The organism is Microbacterium sp. 05N427 (genome assembly GCF_056397105.1).
On sequence record NZ_JBFTMT010000007.1, the window covers coordinates 17,076 to 37,325 of the forward strand.

The following is a 20,250-nucleotide window of genomic DNA, read 5'->3' on the forward strand; positions in this document are numbered from 1 at the left end:
AGACTTTTGACTAATGCTTGACAAAAGGGTGTCGATCCGTGTCAGAATCATCCACATGACAACGGAGGTCACTCAGACCGGCATCGGGACGATTCGATCCGGCTTCCTCGGCGGAGGATTCATGGCGCAGGCGCACACCCGGGCGGCGCGTGCCGCGGGTGCGGTCCTCGCCGATATCGCGAGTTCTTCACCGGAGCGTGCGGTGGTGGCTGCGGCCGAGTTGGGTGTGCAGCGTGCGGGCACGATCGATGAGCTGCTGGCGGGTGGGAGCGAGGTCGTGCATGTCTGCACGCCGAACTCGACGCACGCGCCGTTGGCGCTTCGGGTGATCGAGGCGGGCAAGCACGTGATCTGCGAGAAGCCGCTGGCGACGTCGCTGATCGATGCGAGGGCGCTCGCGTCCGCCGCCCGCGAGCACGGTGTCGTCGCCGCGGTGCCCTTCGTGTACCGCTACCACCCGATGGTGCGCGAGGCGCGTGCTCGTGTGCTCGCGGGGGAGATCGGCGCGCTGCTCACGGTGGACTGCGGCTACCTGCAGGACTGGATGCTCCTGCCGACCGATGACGACTGGCGGGCGACCTCCGACGAGGGCGGGCCCTCCCGGGCGTTCGCCGATATCGGATCCCATCTGTGCGACCTCCTCGAGTTCGTCGCCGGCGAGCGCATCGTGCGCCTCACCTCCCGCACCCGGCGCGCGTTCGCCGAGCGCGGCGGGCATCCGGTGCAGAACGAGGACGCGGTCGCGATCCTCGTCGAGACCGCGTCGGGGGCGATCGGCACCCTGCTCGTCTCGCAGATGKCGGCAGGCCGCAAGAACGCCCTCACACTCGAGCTGCACGGCACCCGGGAGAGCATCCGCTTCGACCAGGAGCGCCCCGAGGAGCTCTGGATCGGCGGCAGGGACGGCAACCGACAGCTGTTCCGCGATCCGCAGAACGCGCATCCCGGCGTGGCCCGGTTCTCGCGGCTCCCCGTCGGGCACGCGCAGGGCTACCAGGACGCGTTCAACGGCTTCGTCGCCGACGTCTACGCCGCGATCGCCGGAGAGCAGCCGGACGGCCTGCCGACCTTCGACGACGGCGTGCGCGCCGCCCAGCTGACCGAGGCCGTGCTCCTCGCCGCCCGCGAAGAGCGTTGGGTGGATGTCCCGCCCGAGAGGCCCTGACCCCCATCGCTTGCCGCACGAGCTCCTGAACCGAAGAAGAGGGAAGAGCAATGTCAGACGAATACGATCTCGTCATCGTCGGATCCGGTCCGAACGGCGCGATCATCGCCCGCCGGGTGCACGAGCAGAACCCCGAGGCATCGATCCTCGTGGTCGAGGCGGGTTCTCGGATCACCGGTACCGACGGCGAGCACCTCGTCGAGGTCGACGAGAACGCGATGAACGCCTCCTACGAGGATCTGATGCGCCGGGCGCGGCAGATCGAGTACGTCCGCGGCGCCGCTTCGATGAACGACCTCGACGGCGACGGCTGGACGGCCGACTCCACCGGCATCTTCCCCGCGGCGTTCCTCGGCCACAATTTCGCCGAGTTCCCCGGCGCCTCCGTCGCCTGGAACATCGGCGGCATGGGCGTGCACTGGACCGCGGCCACCCCGTGGCCGTACGCCGAGGAGATCCCCGCCTTCCTGCCGCGCGAGCAGTGGGACGAGGACCTCGAGAGCGCGCGCGGCCTGCTGCGCACGTACGTCGGACCGCTCGTGGACAACCCCTTCACCGAGCCGATGTTCGCCGCGCTCCGTGACGCCGTGCCGAGCCCGGATCCCGAGCGGGAGTTCGGGTACATGCCCATGGCGGGCATCCCGCACCGGGACCGCCCGTTCGCCCGGACCGGGCCCCGCGACATCGCCCCGTACCTGTTCGACGGCAGCGAGCCGAACGTGGCGCTCCACACAGGGCTGCTGGTCACACGGATCGAGCACGACGGCACCCGGGTGACCGGGCTCGTCGGCCGAGACCTGGCGACCGGGGACGAGGAGTCCTTGCGCGGACGGGTCGTGCTCATCGCCGGGGATGCGCTGCGCACGCCCCAGCTGCTCTGGGCCTCGGGGATCAGGCCGGAGGCGCTCGGCGTGCGGCTCAACGAGCACGCGTCGATCGACGGCGACGTCGTGATCGACGCGGCCCGCCTCGGCCTCACCGATGCGGACATCCCGGTGCCGCCGGCCGGCGAGCCGTTCATCGGCTCGTACTGGAGCCCGTCGATCGGCGCTGCGCGTCCCGCGCACGGTCAGCTCATGGAGCGCGAGTTCGAGGGGCAGCACGTGCTGGGCGTCGGCTGGTACTGCGCCACCGAGATCCGCCCGGAGAACCGGATCGAGTTCTCGGACGACCGCACCGACGCGCTCGGCCTGCCTCACATGACCGTGCGGTTCTCGTACTCCGACGCCGACCTGGCGGAGATCCGCCGGACCATGGACGTGCAGCGCGCGGCGGCGAACGCGATCGGTGTGTTCCCCGCACAGGACTCCGAGATCCTCCCCGCCGGTGCTTCGCTGCATTACACCGGCACCGTGCGCATGGGCCCCGTCGACGACGGGACCTCCGTGGTCGACACGGACGGACGCGTCTGGGGCTTCGACAACCTCTACCTCGCAGGGAACGGTGTTATCCCGACCGCCCTCACCTGCAACGCCACCCTCACGGGCGCCACGATCTCGGTGCGCATCGCGCGCGCCGTCTCCGCGGCGCTCTGACCCTCACCCCGCCACAACCCGACACCCACCCGTACAGAGGAGAATGCGATGAACCTCACCACCCGACGGTCGCGTCGAGCAATGCTGCTCGGCACCGCCGTCCTCACTGCCGGCGCGCTGCTGTTGACCGGCTGCGGTCGCAGCGGCGACACCGGATCCACCAGCAGCAGCGGCGGCGGCGCCGCGATCGACGACAAGCCCGCGAAAGGCACGGTCCAGCTCTGGGCGGAGGGCGCCGATGGCGACAAGCTGCCCGACATGATCGCCGAGTTCAAGAAGGCCAATCCCGATGTCGACATCAAGCTGACCAAGGTCCCGGCGGACCAGTTCGCCTCCAAGATGACGGCAGCGATCACCGCCGGCACGGTGCCCGACCTGCTCTTCTCGTTCACCGAGGACCAGCCGGCCCTGCTGAACACCGGCGGCTTCGAGGCCGTGCCCGACGGGCTGGCGAAGAAGGATGACTTCTTCCCTGCGATCTGGAACAACTCGATCGTGAAGGACGTGCAATACGGCGTGCCCTGGTACACGTACGCGAACATGCTCATCTACCGCAGCGACCTCGCGCAGAAGGCGGGCGTCACCGCCGCCCCGAAGAACTGGGACGAGCAGAAGGCGTTCGGCGAGAAGCTCAAGGCCGCCGGATCCGAATTCCCGTTCGCCCTCGCCGTCAATTACGACAAGTACAGCGCGGGACAGCTGCAGGTCATGGCCGTGCAGAACGGCGGTGCGTTCCTCAACAAGGACCACACGAAGTGGACTCTGAACGACCCGAAGAACGTCGAGGCGCTCGACTACTGGGCCGGCCTCATCAAGAGCGGCCTGTCGTCGCCGGACGGCCCGCAGTTCCTGGACACCGTGCCGTGGTCCTCGCAGGGCAAGAACGCGGCGATCGTGGACGGCGGGCCGTGGTTCAAGGCCTGGTTCACCGACGCCAACGGCGCCGACTGGTCCAAGGACCACCTCGCCTTCGCGCAGAACCCGACGGGCCCGAACGGCGGCAAGGGCGCGACGACGGGCGGCGGCAGCTGGCTCGTACCGAAGGATGCGAAGAACAAGGACGCATCGTGGAAGTTCGTGCGCTGGATGTCCGCATCCGCTCAGCAGGTGAAGTGGTACCAGATCTTCGGCAACATGCCGGCGCTGAAGGCCGCCTGGGATGACCCGGCGATGAAGGGCGACACGATGCTGGAGACCGTACGCTCCGCGCTCGACGACGGTGTGGCACAGCCGAACGTCCCGACCTGGTCGCAGGTCGGAGACGTGATCGGCAAGCAGATGGAGCGCGTCGTGCGCGGCGGTGTCTCCGCCAAGGACGCGCTCGACGCCGCCCAGCAGCAGGCGGAGTCGATCGGGCTGGGCGGGAAGTAGTCGCCCATGTCCACCGCCACGCGTGCACTGGTCACCCCGGGGGCGTCTCAGCGACGCCCCCGGGGCACCACCCGGGCCGTCTCCGCGCATGAGGGATCCCGCGCGGAGGCGGCGACCGGATGGATCTTCCTGATCCCGTTCCTGCTCATCTTCCTCGTCTTCACCGCCGTGCCCACGGTGCTGGCGGTCGGCACGAGCCTCACGGACATGACGGCGCGGGACATCCGCGATCCGTTCAACGTGAACTTCACCGGGTTCGAGGCCTACGCCAAGGTCCTGGGGTCGCCGGCCTTCCAGGGCGCGTTCCTGAACACCGTGATGTTCGTGGTGCTGTGCGTGCCGCTCAGCATGGGGCTCGGGTTCGCGCTCGCGCTCATGCTGAACAACGGCATCCGGCGGCTGCGCACGTTCTTCCGTGCTGCCGTGTACGTGCCGGTGATCACGAACATCGTGGCCGCCGCCGTGATCTGGCAGTACGCCTTCTCAATCTCCGGTCCGGTCAACAGCGCCTTCTCGAATCTGGGCGTCCCGGTCGTGAACTGGCTGGGCAAGCCGGAGTGGGCGATCGCGACCGTCGTCATGATGGGGGTCTGGCGCAACGCCGGAACCTGCATGATCCTGTTCCTCGCCGGTCTCCAGGCCGTACCAGAGGAGATCTACGAGGCCGCCGCGACAGACGGAGCCTCGACGATGCGCCGGCTCTGGTCGATCACGCTGCCCCTACTGAGGCCTACGACCCTCCTCGTCACCGTCCTGATGACGGTGTCGTTCCTGAACATCTTCGAGGAGCCGTTCCTGCTGACGAAGGGCGGCCCGCTCGGATCCACTCGGCCGATGGCGCTGTGGGTCTACGAGCAGTTCGGGTTCGGCAATATCGCATCGTCGATGGCGGGATCCGTGATCCTGCTGATCCTCGTCGGCATCGTCGCCTTCATCCAGTTCCGAGTGCTGAGGCCGAAGCATTGAACAAGACAACTCCGATCCGCTCCACGCTGACCTACGTGGCCCTCGCGGTGATCACGATCCTGATGCTGCTGCCGTTCGTCTGGGTGTTCTTCGGATCCTTCAAGACGCAGGCCGAGTTCTTCTCCGATCCTGGGGCGTGGTTCCCGAAGTCGTTCCAGGTGCAGAACTACGTCGGGCTGTTCACGGACGGAGGTTTCGGCGGCTACATGCTGAACAGCATCGTCGTCTCCGCGATCGTGGTGGTCTGCAACGTGCTGTTCAGCTCGATGGCCGGTTATGCGCTGGCGAAGCTGCGCTTCCGCGGTCGTGCCGTGATCTTCCCGCTCGTGATCGCGTCCATGATCGTTCCTTACGTCGCGCTGTTCGTGCCGCAGTTCGTCATCGTCGTGCAGATGGGCCTCGTGAACACGCTCATGGCGATCGCCCTGCCGCTGCTGGTGATGCCGCTCAGCGTGTTCATCATGCGCCAGTTCGCGCACGGGGTGCCGTTCGAGCTGCTCGAAGCGGCACGACTGGACGGCGCAGGGGAGCCGCGGATCTTCTTCCGGATCTTCCTGCCGCTGACCGGTCCGGGACTTGCGACCGTCGCGATCCTGTCGTTCCTGTCCTCGTGGAACAACTTCCTCTGGCCGCTCGTCGTCGCGCAGTCCCAGGACGTCTACACCGCCCCCGTCGGGCTCGCGGTCGCATCGCAGGCATCCAACACGATCGCCTTCGGCGTGCTGCTCGCCGGTGCGATGGTGGTCCTGCTGCCGATCCTCATCCTGTTCCTCTTCCTGCAGAAGTACTTCATCCAGGGCGTCGCCGCCACCGGTCTGAAGTAGCCGCACCTCTCGAAAGGCATCGACATGGCATCCCTCTCCACGCTGACGTTCTCGCTCAACGCGATCCAGTGGATCAACGTGCTGTCCGACCCCTCCGATCCGGACAGCCCTGGGCTGTGGCGGTTCGCGGACCCGGCCTTCGTGGCCGAGTATCCCGAGGTACTCGCGCAGATCCGCGACGCGGGTTTCGACACGACCATGATGGAGGTGCTCGACACCCAGACGTTGCAGAGCTATGCGCGCATGATCGCCGACGCCGGGCTGCGGGTCTCGCCGGGCTACGCACAGGTGCCCGTGGGCTCCGCGCACGGCGGACGTCTGGAGAAGGGGACGTTCGAGCGCGCGCACTGGTTCGATGGCGTGCGCCGCAAGGCCGAGGAGTCCAACTACATGGGACTCTCCCGGATCTTCCTCGCCGCCGAGGTCGACTACACCGCCGCCCGCTGGGAGCACCCCGCCGTCGGATACGACTTCGATCAGGACCGCCTCGACGAGCAGCTGGATCTGCTCGACGAGGCCGTCGACGTGCTCAACGCCGAGGGCGTGCGTCCCGGCCTGCACAACCATGTCGGGACCTTGGTCGAGACCGAGCAGGAGTACGAGTACGTCCTGGAGAACATCGACGCGTCGCGGCTCGGCGCCGCGTTCGACATCGGTCACCTGGAATGGGCCGGGATCGACTCCCGGGCCGTGCTGGAGAAGTGGGGCGGCCGGGTACAGGATCTGCACATCAAGGACATCGATCTCGGTGTCGCCCGACGCACCCGTGAGGAGGGCCTGAGCTACGAGAAGGCCACCAACCTCGGCCTGTATCGCGAGCCGGGCCTGGGCGATCTCGATCTCGTCGGGATCCTCGGCGCCCTTCCTGACTCCTTCGGCGGCACCGTGCTGATCGAGGTGGATCGTGCCAGCATGGATCCTGTGGAGAGCGCGGTCTACACCGCGGGCTGGCTGGCCGACGCGACCACGTCCTGAGGAGACGCTCATGAGCACGCATCCCGTCACGCTGTTCACCGGTCAGTGGGCGGACCTGCCGTTCGAGGAGGTGGCGCGGCTCGCCGCTTCGTGGGGGTATGACGGGCTGGAGATCGCCGCGTCCGGTGATCATCTCGACCTGAAGCGCGCCGACGAGGACGACGCCTACGTCGCGTCGCGGCTCGAGATCCTGGACCGTCACGGCCTGAAGGCCTTCGCGATCTCGAACCATCTCGCCGGCCAGGCGGTCTGCGATGCGCCCATCGACTTCCGCCACCAGGCGATCCTGCGCGACTACGTGTGGGGCGACGGCGACGCCGAGGGCGTGCGGCAGCGTGCAGCGGAGGACATGGAGCGGGCGGCGCGCGTGGCCCGCAAGCTCGGCATCGACACGGTCGTCGGTTTCACGGGCTCGTCGATCTGGCCGTACGTGGCGATGTTCCCGCCGGTCGGCGAGGAGGTGATCGCCGCGGGATTCGAGGACTTCGCGAACCGCTGGAACCCGATCTTGGACGTGTTCGACGGGGAAGGGGTGCGGTTCGCGCACGAGGTGCACCCCTCGGAGATCGCCTACGACTACTGGAGCTCAGTCCGGGCTCTCGAGGCGATCGAGCATCGGGAGGCGTTCGGGTTCAACTGGGATCCGTCGCACATGATGTGGCAGAACATCGACCCGGTGGGCTTCATCTGGGACTTCCAGGACCGGATCTATCACGTCGACTGCAAGGACACCCGGATGCGCCCGCAGAACGGCCGCGCTGGTGTGCTCGGCTCGCACCTGCCCTGGGGCGACCCGCGCCGCGGTTGGGACTTCGTCTCGACCGGGCACGGCGACGTGCCGTGGGAGGACTCGTTCCGCGCGCTGGACGCGATCGGCTACACCGGACCGATCTCCATCGAGTGGGAGGACGCGGGCATGGACCGCGTGCATGGCGCGGCCCAGGCCGTGCAGTACGTGCGCTCGTTGCTCTGGCCGAAGCCCACGGCGTCCTTCGACGCCGCCTTCCGCAACCAATGAGTCCGCGACCTGTGCGGAGGGCCGCTCAGCTCTCGCGCAGGCGCACGAGGCGCTCGTGGCCCGATTCCTCGAGCTCGGCGATGTCGGCCCGCGACTTCAGGAAGGCGTTGAAGGAGCGGTAGCCGAGCGCCTTCTCGCTGAAGGACGGGTCCATTCTGCGGATCTGCGTCTTCACCGCCGAGCTGTGCAGCCACTCGTCGCCGTCGCTCTTGTCGTGCCCGAGCCGCAGCGCGCGCACGAGCGTCGCGGTCGCCTGCTCCTGATCGGACGTGCTGGGCTCGTCCTTCTCGACGGTCGCGCGGGACTGCTTGCGCGCCCCCTGGGTCTGCTTCGCCGCGGTCTTCTTCGGTGCGACCTCGGCCGGGGGCTCCGGCGCGGCAGCGCGCTCGACTCCGGGCAGCGAGTCGTACGCCTCGAACTCGTCGCACGCGGCGGCGAGCGACTTCGCCGTGGAGCCTGCGACGCCCACGCCGATCACGTAGCGGCCGAGGCGCTTGCAGCGCTGGGCGAGCGGTACGTAGTCGCTGTCGCCGGCGACGATGACCACGTGCGTGAGGTCGGGCAGGCGGAACATGTCCTCCACGGCGTCGACCGCGAGCCGGATGTCGGCGCCGTTCTTCGCATACGCCGCCGCGGGGAAGAGCTGTACGAGATCCACGGCCCGTGCCACCAGCTGGGAGCGGTACTCGGCGTTGACCGGGGAGGACCAGTCGGCATACGCCCGCGTGAGCACAAGAGTGCCGAACGAGGACGCGTAGTCGATGATCGCCCCCACGTCGATCGTCGCGGCCTTGAGCCGCTCCGCGACCTCGGCGTCCGCCGGGTTGTCCTGGATCCGCTGACGATCCTTGCTGTATGCGTTGCGTCCGTGCACGCGGTCGTACCAGGAGATGACGATGTTGTCGAAGTCCAGATAGACGGCGACACGGGTGTCCTGCGGCTCAGCCATGGGTTCTCCTCCGGGAGTAGATCAGTCGGTCTCGTTCGGGTAGCGGACGCCGATCTGCCCGCGGATCTCATCGAGCAGGCCCATGATCGCGACCGACTCCGCCACCGGGAGCAGGTCGCTGTCCAGGGATCCGTCGGCGACGTAGCGCTCGGCCGCGATCGCCTCGTACTGCATCCCGCGTCCTTCGCCCTCGGCGGGCCCCGCGGAGAACTCCTCCAGCACGACGCCGTCGGGATCGATCACGCGCAGGACGGAGGGCGACCACCACCAGCGCTCGATCTCCACGCGCGCCTTCGTACCGAGCACGACAGCGGTGTTCGGCCCCGCGCTGCGCGAGGAGGAGAGCGTGGTCGAGATCGCTCCGCCGTCGTGCGTCATGACGGTCGCGACCTCGGCATCGGCGCCCGTCTCGATGAGGCGGGCGACCGCCTTGACCTCGGTCGGAACGCCCAGCACGCCGACGACGAAGGAGATGGGGTAGATCGCCAGATCCAGCAGCGCGCCGCCGCCCAGCTCGAGGGCGTTCAGACGGTGGCCGGGATCCGTCGGCAGCGTCTGCGTGTGGTCCGCCGAGACGGTACGGATCTCGCCCAGGGTGCCGGCCGCGATGATCTCGCGCAGCCGCGTCATGTGCGGCAGGTACCGGGTCCACATCGCCTCCATGACGAGCAGGCCCTTCTCGCGGCCGAGGTCGGCGAGGTCCTGCGCCTCGGCGCGGTTGAGCGTGAAAGCCTTCTCGACGAGCACGTGCTTGCCGTGCTCGAGCGCGAGACGCGCGTCGGCGCGGTGCATCGGGTGCGGGGTGGCGACGTAGACGATGTCGACCTCGGGGTCCGCCACGAGCGCCTCGTACGAGCCGTGCGCCCGGGCGATGTCGTAGCGCGCGGCGAACGCGTCGGCCGATTCCTGCGACCGGGATCCGACGGCGACGAGGTCGAGACCCGCGGTGCGCAGGTCGGCGGCGAAGGCGGCGGCGATGCCGCCCGTGGCGAGGATGCCCCAGCGAAGTCCGGTCATGGCTCCAGCGTACGGGCTTCCGATTCCGCGGCCGTACAGCGCTGCCTCGGCCCCCTTCACCCTGGGTCGTCCCCGCCAGCGGAGGTCATGGGGTGCGCTGGCGGGGACGACCTCGGGTGGGGGAGTTGAGAGGATGGGGACATGGCCGATCTCATCACTGCTGCCGAGCTTCGCACCCTCCTCGAAGAAGGGGCGGATCCGCGGATCCTCGACGTGCGCTACCGCCTCGGCTTCACGGACGGGCACGAGAACTACCTCGGCGGGCACCTCCCCGGCGCCGTCTTCGCCGACCTGGAGGCGGAGCTCGCCGGACACGGCGTCCCCTCGGACGGGCGCCACCCGCTGCCCTCCGACGAGGATCTCGAGCAGGCCGCCCGGCGATGGGGGATCCGCCAGGGGCAGCGCGTCGTGGTCTACGACGACTCCCGCTCGCTGCCGGCGTCCCGCGCGTGGTGGGCGCTGCGTCGTGCGGGCCTGGCCGATGTGCGCGTCCTGGACGGCGGGCTCGGCGCCTGGCGCGAGGCCGGGGGAGCCGTCGAACCTGGCGAGGTCGTGCCGCCGCTCGGCGATGTCGCGCTGGGTCGTCCCGGAACCGCGGACGTGCTCGACGCCGATGAGGTGGCCGAGTGGACCGGGGTGCTGCTGGATGCGCGTGCACCGGAGCGGTTCCGCGGTGAGACCGAGCCGATCGACCCCGTCGCCGGCCACATCCCCGGCGCGCGCAACCTGCCGATCATGGAGCTGCTCACCGCCGACGGACGCTTCCGCAGCCCCATCGAGATCGTGGCGGCGTTCGAGGCCGTCGGCGCCGGCGAGGAGGTGCCGATCGCGGCCTACTGCGGATCGGGGGTGACCGCGGCGCAGCTCGCGCTCGCCGGCTCGCTCATCGGCCGCGAGGTGACCGTGTACCCCGGATCCTGGAGCGCCTGGTCGAACACCCCGGGACGCCCGATCGAGGTCGGACCCGTGCCGCGGGAGGCGGATCCGCTGGAGGACTGACGCGGCAGGGCCCGATCCGTTCAGAGCCGGGCGTTGCGACCGAGCCTGCGGTCAGAGCGCCTCGATGACCTCGCGGAGCACGTCGGGGTCGTACCAGGCGATCTCACCGTCTGCGAGGGCGTGATAGCGCTCGTGGCCCTTGCCGAGGATCACCACGGTGTCCTCGGGCCGTGCCATCCGCACGGCTGCGGCCATGGCCTCGCGGCGGTCGGCGATCTCGGTGATCTCGACCGTGCTCGAGCGCGCGCCGTCGATGAGCGAGGCGCGGATCTCGGCGGGGTCGTCGTCGTAGGGGTTGTCGTCGGTGATGACCAGCACGTCGGCGAACATCGCGGCGAAGCGGCCCATCATGCGGCGCTTGGCCGCATCGCGGTGACCGTTCGCGCCGAGCACCGCGATGAGGCGGCCCTCGGGCGTCGTGGTCCGGATCGCACGCAGTGCAGCGTTGATGGCTTCTGGCTTGTGCGCGGAGTCGACGATCGCGGCGAACGGCTGCCCGAAGTCGAACCGCTGCAGGCGTCCCTCGACGCTCGGCAGCGCCGCGATGCCGGGGGCGAGGTCTGCCAGGTCGCGCCCGGACTCGCTGAGCGCGGCGACGGCGGCGAGGATGTTGTTCACGTTGAACGCGCCGGTCAGCTGCGTCGTGAACCGCACGCGCTCGCCGTCGGGGGAGCGGACCGTGAACGAGGATCCGTGCGCGCGCAACTCGACGTCCTCCGCGCGCCAGTCGGCGGAGTCGGATCCGCTCGCCGACGTCGTGCGCACGGGCACCGTCGCCTGGGCGGCGAGGACGCGGCCCCAGTGCGAGTCGATGTCGACGATGCCGATCTTCGCGTGCTCGGGGGTGAGCAGCAGCGCCTTGGCGGCGAAGTAGTCGGCCTGGGTCGGGTGGTAGTCGCGGTGATCGTGACCGAGGTTCAGGAAGATGCCGGCGTCGAAAGCGAAGCCGTCCACGCGGCCCAGGGTGAGCGCGTGACTGGACGCCTCGACGGCGACCGTGCCGAGTTTCTGCTCGCGCATGACCGCGAAGAGCGCCTGCAGCTCGGGGGCCTCCGGCGTGGTCAGCACGGGCGGGAAGAAGTCGTCGCCCACGGTCGTGCCGATGGATCCGATCGTGCCGGACTGCTGCATGCCCGCGGCGGCCGCGACGTAGAACGCGGTCGTGGTCTTGCCCTGTGTGCCGGTGATGCCGATCGAGGTCATCGACGCGACCGGATCGCGGTAGAGGAACGCGGAGGCGGGGCCTGCGGCGAGGCGTGGATCCTCGACGATGACCGTCGGCACGTCCGAGGGCACGAGGGCCGCGCCTTCGGCGTCGGTCAGCACAGCGGTCGCGCCGGCCGCGACCGCCTCCGCCGCGAACCGTGCGCCGTGCGCGTTCGCCCCGCGGATCCCGAGGAACAGGTCGCCGGAGCGGACGTGGTCGGTGCCGAGTGCGACGCCGGTGAACGCGACGTCGGCGCGGTCGGGGGCCGCGACGTCGAGACGCACCGCGAGGTCGCCGAGCGTGGCGCGGAAGGTCTCGGCGGGACGGGAATCCAGGCGCGGGGCGGGGTAGTTCGACACGGAGGGCATGACCGTCCGAGTCTACCGGGAGCCCTTCGTCTCGTCGGTTCCTGAGCGAGCTTCGTCTCGTCGGTTCCTGAGCGAGCGTCGTCTCGTCGGCTCCTGAGCGAGCGTCGTCTCGTCGGTTCCTGAGCGAGCGCAGCGAGACGAAGGACGCCCCTCACTCGGATCGAGCTCACTGCTCGCGCATGAACTCCTCGGCCGCGCGCACCTGCTCATCGCTCGGGCGGATGCCGGTGTACAGCACGAATTGCTCGAGCGCCTGCAGGGTCGCCACCGCGGAGCCCGTGATCACGGTCTTGCCCGCGGCGCGCGCCGCGCGCACGAGGGGCGTCTCGGCGGGGAGGGCTACGACATCGAAGACGACGGCGGCGGCCTCGATCGCGGCGGGCGGGAAGGACAGCGCCTCGGCCTCGGCGCCCCCGGCCATGCCGATCGGAGTCACGTTCACGAGCACGTCCGCGGTGCGGCCGGCGACATCCGCGGCCCAGCCGAAGCCGTACAGCTCGACGAGCGCGCGTCCGGCCTCCTCATTGCGCGCCACGACGGTGACGTCCGCGAAGCCCGCATCGCGGAACGCGGCTGCGGTGGCCTTGGCCATGCCGCCGGATCCGCGCAGCAGCACCGACGACGCCGGATCCAGCGCGTTCCGCGCGATGAGCTGCGCGATCGCCGAATAGTCGGTGTTGTAGGCGCTGAGCACCCCGTCATCGTTCACGATCGTGTTGACCGAGTCGATCGCGGCGGCCGAGGGATCCATCCGGTCGACGAGCGCGATCACATCCTCCTTGTACGGCATCGAGATCGCGCAGCCGCGGATTCCGAGGCCTCGGACTCCGGCGATCGCCTGGGCGAGGTCGGTCGGGGCGAAGGCCTTGTAGATCCAGTTCAGTCCGAGCGCCTCATAGAGGTGGTTGTGGAATCGGGTGCCGTTGTTACTCGGTCGAGCGGAGAGCGAGATGCACAGCGTCATGTCTTTGTTCAGGATCGGCACGGGATCAGATTACCGAGCGCGCGCGTCTCGAACTCAGTCGATTCCGGGGGCGCGCGAGGGAACCTGTGGCCCAGGCGCCCAGATCGACTGAGTTCGAGACGCGTGAGAGGTCAGACGGCGACGAACTCCGGCGCCGCGGCGGTCTCCGCTGTCTCCGCGCTCGCGAGGGTCAGCGCCTGTTCGAGGTCGGCGAGGATGTCAGCGGGATCTTCGATGCCGATCGACAGGCGTACGGTCGTCGCGCCGATGCCGGCGGCGGCGCGCTGTGCGGCGTTCAGGTGCGAATGCGTCATCGATGCGGGGTGCGAGACGAGCGATCGGGCGTCGCCGATGTTCGCTACGAGGCGCACGACTTTGAGGCCGTCCACGAACCGCTCCACGCGCTCCTGATCCAGAGCCTCGTCGCCCGTGGAGACCAGGTCGATCGAGAACACCGAGGGGATCCCGCGGGGGAGGTAACGCGCGGCGAGGTCGTGCCACGGATTGCCGGCGAGGCCGGGATGGTGCACGGCGGCGACCGCCGGGTGCACCGCGAGAGTTTCGGCGATCGCCTGGGCCGACGCGCTCTGGCGGGAGACGCGCAGGTCGAGCGTCTCGATGCCCTGCAGGATCTGGTGCGCGTTGAACGGCGAGAGCGAGGGTCCGAGGTCATGCACGTACTTGGCCTTCACGAGCGCCGCGAACGCGAAGCCCTGGCCGAACCGCTCCCAGAGCGATTGCGGGCCGAATCGGTCGTGCGCCGCGGTGAACTGCGGCCAGCGTGCGGGATCGGCGCCGAAGTCGAAGGATCCGAGGTCGACCGCGACGCCGCCGAGCGACGTGCCGTGGCCGCTCAGGAACTTGGTGGCGGAGTGCACGACGAAATCGGCGCCGTGCTCCCCGGGGCGGATCAGGTACGGGGTGCCGACCGTACTGTCGATCACGAGAGGGACGCCGGCGGCGTGCGCGATGTCGGCGACTGTGCGGATGTCGAGCACCTGGGCGAGCGGGTTCGCGACGGACTCCGCGAAGAACAGCCGGGTGCGCTCGTTCGCCGCGGCGCGCCAGGACTCCGGGTTGTCCTGGTCGACGAACGTCACCGTGATGCCGAAGTCGTCGAGGGTGTCCTGCAGCAGGTCGACCGTGCCGCCGTAGAGCCGGTCCGCGGCGACGACGTGGCCGCCGCGGCCTGCGAGCGCGAGGATCGTGACGGCGACCGCGGCCTGCCCGCTGGCGACGGCGGCCGCGGAGACGCCGCCCTCGAGCGCGGTCACGCGCTCCTCGAGGAGCTGCTGCGTGGGGCTGGCGTTGCGGCTGTAGATGTTGCCCGCGCGGCGCAGTGCGAACAGATCGCGCGCCTCGGCCAGGGATCCGAACTCGTAGGCGGCGGACTGGTACAGCGGGGGCACCGCCGTGTTCTGCGGCGTTCCCGCGACGTACGCCGCCTGCACCTGCTTCGTCGCGAAACGGGTGTCGGGGGCGGAGGCGGCGGGAACGGTCACGGACCCATCCTCGGGCGCGCGGGCCTGATCCGCAGGGATGTTTCCGTCTGTTGCGGATCCGGTGGGATCAGGGGCGCAGCACGATCTTGCCGCGCGCGGCGTGCGTCTCGATGAGGCGGTGCGCCTCGGCGGCGTCGGCGAGCGGCAGCTCGGGGCCGAACTCGATCGAGAAGCGGCCCTCGGCGATGAGCCCGAGCGCCACCGGCACGGCCTCGGCGCGCCAGGCGAGCTCCTGCGCCGTGAGGGGGACCGGGCTGCCGCCGCTGAACGCACGGATGCCGAACGATGCCGCGTCCGGTCCGCGCACGATCGTGGCGATCCGGTCGCGGTCGGCGACGAGGGCCAGCGAGGCCGCGATGGCCTCGTCCGTGCCGRCGCCGTCGAGGGCCACGGTGACCTCACGATCGCCTGCGGCGTCGCGGATCCGCTGCTCCAAGCCCTCGCCGTAGACGACGGGGATCGCGCCCAGCTCGCGCAGGCGCGCCTGCGACGACGCTCCGCCGGTGGCGATGACATCGGCGCCCCATGCCACGGCGAACTGGATCGCGGCCTGGCCGGACGCTCCGGATCCGGCGTGCAGGAGCAGCAGGTCGCCGTCCCTGACGCCGAGCGAGCGCAGCGACTGGTAGGCGGTGCCGGCGGGGATCCCGAGCGCCGCGCCCTGGGCGGCATCGACCTCGTCCGGCATCACCGAGGCGTGTGCGGCCGGCACCGCGAGCGCTGTCGCATAGGTGCCGCGGGTGTCGCGGATGGCGACGCGATCGCCGATCCGCAGGTCATCGACACCGGAGCCGAGGGCGGTCACGACGCCCGCACCGTCGAAGCCTTGGTGCCGGGGCTCCACGATCGGGGGCAGCGGGCGCAAGCCGCTGCGCTGCTTGGCATCGATCGGGTTGACCCCGGCCGCCTCGATGCGCACGACGACTTCCCCGGCCGCGGGGATCGGATCCGGCACCTCCACGAGGGTGAGGACCTCGGGTCCGCCGGTCTCGGTCTGCACGATCGCCTGAGCCATGGCTCCAGGCTACGTCGGGTCCGGGGCGCCTGGGGCGGGTGAGTGCGGGTGCGGGAGGACCGTGTCCCGGTTTTGGCTTTGGACCCGGTGTTTCGGAGCCGAAAGTGGGACATGGTGGCACCGAAAGTGGGACACGGAGGTGCCGAAAGTGGGACACGGGGTGCCGAGCAGCAGCAGAGCCAGAGGCCCCGCCGGGCTCACTTCTCGGCGAGGGCCTTCATGATGCGCTGCGGGGAGACCGGCTGGGCGGTGCCCAGGCGCTGGGCGAACAGGCTCACGCGGTACTCCTCGAGCAGCCAGCGCACCTCGACGAGCCGGGGCGCGGATCCGAGGGGCAGCGGGATCGTGCCTCCGGCATCGGCGTAGGCCCGGGACATGCGCTCGTACTCGCTCTGCCTGGCGCGGTCCTTGCCCGGAGCGTCCGCGAGGGTGCGCAGCCGATCCAGGATGCCGTCCAGGTAGCGCGGGAACTGGGTCAGGCGCTCGGCGCCTGCGCTCGAGATGAAGCCGTTCGGCAGCAGGCCCGCGAGCTGGCCGCGGATGTCGCCCAGCGGCCCGAGCAGCGCGAGCGAGTTCTGAGCCTTCATTCCGCGCTCGACCTCGCGGGCCTTCGTGAGGATCTTGGCGGCGAGCGACACGAGCGCGAACAGCTCGTCCACGACGATCGCGGAGACGCCGTCCCGCACGCGGGCGAACTCCGCCTCGGTGCGCACGATCCCCACGGTCGCAGAGCTCGTCGAGGGGCCGGTCAACCGGTCGATCGCCGCTCGCGCCACCGCCGCGCGCGCATCTTCGATGAGAGCGGCGACATTCGGGTAGGGGGAGGCGGCGAGCGCGAGCTTCTCCTGGCTCGTCAGGTGCTGCTGCACATAGGACGCGGGCGAGGGGATCCCGAGGAGCACCAGCCGCAGCACGCCGTCGCGGCTCGCGGCGAGCGCCGCGTCGGCGGTCGCCTCTACCCGCAGGGCGACGGACTTGCCCTGGTCGACGAGGGCGGGATAGCCGCGCACCACGCCGCCGGCCACCCGGGTGTCGAGCACCTCCGGAAGCTCGCCGAGGTCCCAGGTCGTGATGCCGTCGCGCTCGGCCGGGGCAGAGGGGGAGGCCGCCGCGACGGCCGCGGCACCGCGCCCGCGCCCTGGGCGGGCAGGTTCCGGGCCGCGCTCGATCGAGCGGGCCACGCTCGCGCGGGACCGGTCGGCGAGCTCCTGCTGCAGCACGGTCAGATCCCGCCCCGCCCCGACCACGCGCCCGCGCTCGTCGACCGCACGGAAGTTCATCCGCAGGTGCGCGGACACGCGCTCCATGTCGAAGTCCGCCGCGGACATCGGCTGATTCGCGAGCGGCTGGATGAGCCGCGCGAGAGCCTCGCGCAGGCTCCGCGAGGGAAGGCCCTGATGCGACTCCGGCCCCTCGAGGGCCAGCTCGGCGCCGAAGGTCTCCGCCCAATCCGCAGCGGGGACCACGTGCCGGCGGATCGCCTTCGGCAGTGCCCGCAGCAGCGCGGTCACGAGCTCTGCGCGCAGACCAGGAACCTGCCAGTCGAATCCGGTGTCCCGCACCTGCTGCAGCAGAGCGAGCGGGATGACGACGCTCACGCCGTCGTCCGCGGCTCCCGGCTCGAAGCGGTAGGCGAGTCCGAGCACCTGATCCGCCTGCGTCCAGCGCGTGGGGAAGTCCTGCTGATCGGCGCGGTCGGCATCGTCGACCAGGTCGACCTCGCGCATCACGAGCAGCTTCGGGGTCGCCGTGAGAGCCTCGCGCCACCACGCCTCGAACGAGCGCACGTCGAATACGTCGTTCGGGATCCGCTCGTCGTAGAACCGGAACACGGCCTCGTCGCCGACGAGGATGTCGCGGCGGCGCTCGCGCTCCTCGAGCTTCTCCAGACGGCGGCGCAGCTCGGCGTTGCTGCGCCAGAACGCGGAGACGCGCTTGTCGATGCGGCTCGGATCCCACTCGCCCTCGACGAGGGCGTGCCGCAGGAAGAGCTCGCGCGCGGCGGGCCGATCGATGCGGGCGAACTGCACGCGCCGGCGCGCCACGATCTCCACGCCGAACAACGTCACCTTCTCGAACGCGACGGCGGCCCCGGACTCCTTGGACCAGTGCGGCTCGGAGATCTGCCGCTTGGCGAGATCTCCGGCGAGCGCCTCCGCCCAGGCCGGGTCGATCGCGGCGGCCGTGCGCGCGAACGTGCGGGAGGTCTCCACGATCTCCGCCGCCATGACGGCGCGCGGCGCCCCGGTCCCTGAGGCCTTCGAAGGGCGCAGCGCGGAGCCGGGGAAGAGCGAGAACCGGATCCCGCGGGCGCCGCGGTACTCGGTGATGCGGCGCTTCGGATCCTTCTGTCCGCCCTTCGTCGGTGGACCCTTGGTCAGATTGCGCTCGTCGAGGATCCCGATCTGGCTGAGGAGTCCCGCGAGCAGGGCGCGGTGCACCGCGTCCGGATCGGCGGTCTCCGTCGAGGCGTCGCGGCCCGTCTTCACGAGCGTCCGCAGCTGGCGGTGCACATCGAACCACTCGCGCACCCGCACGTAGTTCAGGTGCTCCGAGCGGCAGAGCCGGCGGAACGCACTGGATCCGAGCTGCTTCTGCTGCTCCCGCAGGTGGTTCCACAGATTCAGGATCGAAAGGAAGTCGCTGGTCGGATCCGCGAACCGCGCGTGCATCCGCTCCGCCTCGTCGCGCACTCCCTGCGGCGCATCGGCCGAGGGGCGCTCGCGCACGTCCTGGATCGACAGGCCCGCCACGATCGCGAGAACCGGCCCGATGACTCCGGCCCCCGAGCCGGTCCCTGAGTTTGTCCCGGCCCCCGAGCCGGTCCCTGAGCCCGTCGAAGGGCGGCTCGCCTCGACGAGCATGCGGGCGAACCGCGGGTCGATCGGCATGCGCGCGATGTCGCGCCCGATCCGCGTGAGTCGCGGGGGTTCGGTACCGCCCCCCGCCGCAGGGCGGGCGGTGTGGACCGCGCCGAGTTCCACCAGCAGCTCGATCGCCGAGCGCACGTCGCGCGAACCCGGGGGAGTGAGGAACGGGAACTCCGCGATGTCGCCGAAGCCCAGGCTCAGCATCTGCAGCACGACCGACGCGAGCGAAGTGCGCAGGATCTCGGGCTCGGTGTACTCCGGCCGCTTCTCGAAGTCGTCCTCGCCGTAGAGGCGGATCGCGATGCCGGCGCTCGTGCGGCCGGCGCGCCCGGAGCGCTGATTCGCGGACGCCTGCGAGACCGCTTCGATCGGCAGCTGCTGCACCTTCGAGCGGTTGCTGTAGCGCGAGATGCGGGCCGTGCCCGTGTCGACCACGTACTTGATACCCGGCACGGTGAGGCTCGTCTCGGCGACGTTCGTCGCGAGGATCACCCGGCGCCGCAGCCCCGCCACGGTCGAGGGCTCGAACACCCGGTGCTGCTCGGCGGCCGAGAGGCGTCCGTACAGCGGCAGCACCTCGACCGGTGCCGTCTGCGAGCGGTAGGCGCCGCGGATCGCGTCGGCGGCATCCCGGATCTCGGCCTCGCCCGGCAGGAACACCAGCACGTCGCCGCGCTCCTCCCGGTCGAGCTCCCGCAGCGCCGTGACGATCGCGGAGACCTCGTCCTCAGGGTCGGTGTCGGCGCCACGGCGTGCCGAACTCAGTCGATTCGGGCCTTTCGGGGCGATGGAGGCCGGATTCGCACCCTCCGACTGAGTTCGAGACGGATCGACGAGGGGCCGGTATCGAATTTCGACGGGATAGGTGCGCCCTGACACCTCGATCACGGGCGCGGGATCACYGTCCGCGTCCGCGAAGTGCTTCGCGAAGCTGTGCGGGTCGATCGTCGCCGARGTGATGACCACCTTGAGGTCGGGGCGCTCGGGGAGGATCCGGTGCAGGTACCCGAGGAGGAAGTCGACGTTGAGGGAGCGCTCGTGCGCCTCGTCGATGATGATGGCGTCGTAGCGGCGCAGCAGCCGGTCGCGATGGATCTCGTTGAGCAGGATGCCGTCGGTCATGAGCGCGATCCGGGTCTCGTCCGACACCTGGTCGGTGAAGCGCACCTTGTAGCCGACGAGTCCGCCGAGGGGCACGCGCAGCTCCTCGGCCACGCGCTCGGCGATCGTGCGGGCCGCGAGCCGACGCGGCTGGGTGTGCGCGATGCGCTCCAGGCCGAGCTCGAGCAGGATCTTCGGAAGCTGCGTGGTCTTGCCGGATCCGGTCGCGCCGGCGACGACGACCACCTGATGGTCGCGGATCGCCGCGGCGATCTCGTCGCGCGCGGCACTGACCGGGAGTTCCGGCGGGTAGGAGATCACGGGCGCAGACATAGCCCTCCAGCCTATCGCGGCGGAGGAGCCCGCAGCGAGGCTTCACCACGTCCTGACGAGCCGCGATACTG

15 protein-coding genes are annotated in these 20,250 nt (G+C 70.2%); 8 read left to right on the forward strand and 7 right to left on the reverse strand.

Annotation, left to right across the window (positions count from 1 at the left end; translation table 11 throughout):
* The first annotated feature begins 55 nt into the window (after positions 1 to 55).
* Genes AC1DG4_RS08140 through AC1DG4_RS08170 form a run of 7 tightly spaced genes read left to right on the forward strand, consistent with a single transcriptional unit; the run spans position 56 to position 7,854 of the window.
* On the forward strand, positions 56 to 1,165 hold the full coding sequence (locus AC1DG4_RS08140) for a Gfo/Idh/MocA family protein (protein ID WP_477421172.1): 1,110 nt from the start codon (positions 56 to 58) through the stop codon (positions 1,163 to 1,165).
* Between the two features lie 50 nt (positions 1,166 to 1,215).
* Positions 1,216 to 2,700 carry a GMC oxidoreductase gene (locus AC1DG4_RS08145; protein ID WP_477376750.1) on the forward strand — a complete coding sequence of 495 codons (1,485 nt, stop codon included), beginning with the start codon at positions 1,216 to 1,218 and terminating at the stop codon, positions 2,698 to 2,700.
* Between the two features lie 48 nt (positions 2,701 to 2,748).
* Positions 2,749 to 4,071 carry an extracellular solute-binding protein gene (locus tag AC1DG4_RS08150; RefSeq protein ID WP_477376751.1) on the forward strand — a complete coding sequence of 441 codons (1,323 nt, stop codon included), beginning with the start codon at positions 2,749 to 2,751 and terminating at the stop codon, positions 4,069 to 4,071.
* 6 nt (positions 4,072 to 4,077) lie between these two features.
* On the forward strand, positions 4,078 to 5,037 hold the full coding sequence (locus tag AC1DG4_RS08155) for a carbohydrate ABC transporter permease (RefSeq protein WP_477376753.1): 960 nt from the start codon (positions 4,078 to 4,080) through the stop codon (positions 5,035 to 5,037).
* Positions 5,034 to 5,861, forward strand: a complete 828-nt coding sequence (locus AC1DG4_RS08160; RefSeq protein WP_477376755.1) for a carbohydrate ABC transporter permease — start codon at positions 5,034 to 5,036, stop codon at positions 5,859 to 5,861. Before AC1DG4_RS08155 ends, AC1DG4_RS08160 begins: the two co-directional genes overlap by 4 nt.
* Before the next feature lie 24 nt (positions 5,862 to 5,885).
* Positions 5,886 to 6,836, forward strand: coding sequence for a sugar phosphate isomerase/epimerase family protein (locus tag AC1DG4_RS08165; protein WP_477376757.1), 951 nt, complete (start codon positions 5,886 to 5,888; stop codon positions 6,834 to 6,836).
* Positions 6,837 to 6,846: 10 nt separating this feature from the next.
* On the forward strand, positions 6,847 to 7,854 hold the full coding sequence (locus AC1DG4_RS08170) for a sugar phosphate isomerase/epimerase family protein (protein WP_477376759.1): 1,008 nt from the start codon (positions 6,847 to 6,849) through the stop codon (positions 7,852 to 7,854).
* Positions 7,855 to 7,879: 25 nt separating this feature from the next.
* On the opposite strand, the gene AC1DG4_RS08175 is transcribed toward AC1DG4_RS08170, so the two are convergent.
* Both AC1DG4_RS08175 and AC1DG4_RS08180 read right to left on the reverse strand, forming a co-directional pair.
* Positions 7,880 to 8,803 carry an NYN domain-containing protein gene (locus AC1DG4_RS08175; protein ID WP_477376761.1) on the reverse strand — a complete coding sequence of 308 codons (924 nt, stop codon included), beginning with the start codon at positions 8,801 to 8,803 and terminating at the stop codon, positions 7,880 to 7,882.
* A 21-nt stretch (positions 8,804 to 8,824) separates the two neighbouring features.
* Positions 8,825 to 9,820 (reverse strand): Gfo/Idh/MocA family protein, encoded by a 996-nt coding sequence (locus tag AC1DG4_RS08180; RefSeq protein WP_477376763.1) that lies wholly within the window; start codon positions 9,818 to 9,820, stop codon positions 8,825 to 8,827.
* A 141-nt stretch (positions 9,821 to 9,961) separates the two neighbouring features.
* On the opposite strand from AC1DG4_RS08180, the gene AC1DG4_RS08185 reads away from it, so the two are divergent.
* Positions 9,962 to 10,819, forward strand: a complete 858-nt coding sequence (locus AC1DG4_RS08185; RefSeq protein WP_477376765.1) for a sulfurtransferase — start codon at positions 9,962 to 9,964, stop codon at positions 10,817 to 10,819.
* 51 nt (positions 10,820 to 10,870) lie between these two features.
* Here the strand turns inward: AC1DG4_RS08185 and AC1DG4_RS08190 are convergent, their stop codons facing one another.
* The 5 genes from AC1DG4_RS08190 to hrpA all read right to left on the reverse strand — a co-directional run bounded on the left by AC1DG4_RS08190 (position 10,871) and on the right by hrpA (position 20,179).
* Positions 10,871 to 12,394 (reverse strand): Mur ligase family protein, encoded by a 1,524-nt coding sequence (locus tag AC1DG4_RS08190; RefSeq protein WP_477376767.1) that lies wholly within the window; start codon positions 12,392 to 12,394, stop codon positions 10,871 to 10,873.
* Between the two features lie 166 nt (positions 12,395 to 12,560).
* On the reverse strand, positions 12,561 to 13,379 hold the full coding sequence (locus AC1DG4_RS08195) for a shikimate 5-dehydrogenase (RefSeq protein ID WP_477376768.1): 819 nt from the start codon (positions 13,377 to 13,379) through the stop codon (positions 12,561 to 12,563).
* A gap of 110 nt (positions 13,380 to 13,489) precedes the next feature.
* Positions 13,490 to 14,860 carry an O-acetylhomoserine aminocarboxypropyltransferase/cysteine synthase family protein gene (locus AC1DG4_RS08200; RefSeq protein ID WP_477376770.1) on the reverse strand — a complete coding sequence of 457 codons (1,371 nt, stop codon included), beginning with the start codon at positions 14,858 to 14,860 and terminating at the stop codon, positions 13,490 to 13,492.
* Positions 14,861 to 14,927: 67 nt separating this feature from the next.
* Positions 14,928 to 15,875 carry a quinone oxidoreductase family protein gene (locus AC1DG4_RS08205; RefSeq protein ID WP_477421173.1) on the reverse strand — a complete coding sequence of 316 codons (948 nt, stop codon included), beginning with the start codon at positions 15,873 to 15,875 and terminating at the stop codon, positions 14,928 to 14,930.
* Positions 15,876 to 16,072: 197 nt separating this feature from the next.
* Positions 16,073 to 20,179 carry an ATP-dependent RNA helicase HrpA gene (hrpA, locus tag AC1DG4_RS08210; protein ID WP_477421174.1) on the reverse strand — a complete coding sequence of 1,369 codons (4,107 nt, stop codon included), beginning with the start codon at positions 20,177 to 20,179 and terminating at the stop codon, positions 16,073 to 16,075.
* Positions 20,180 to 20,250 lie beyond the last annotated feature (71 nt).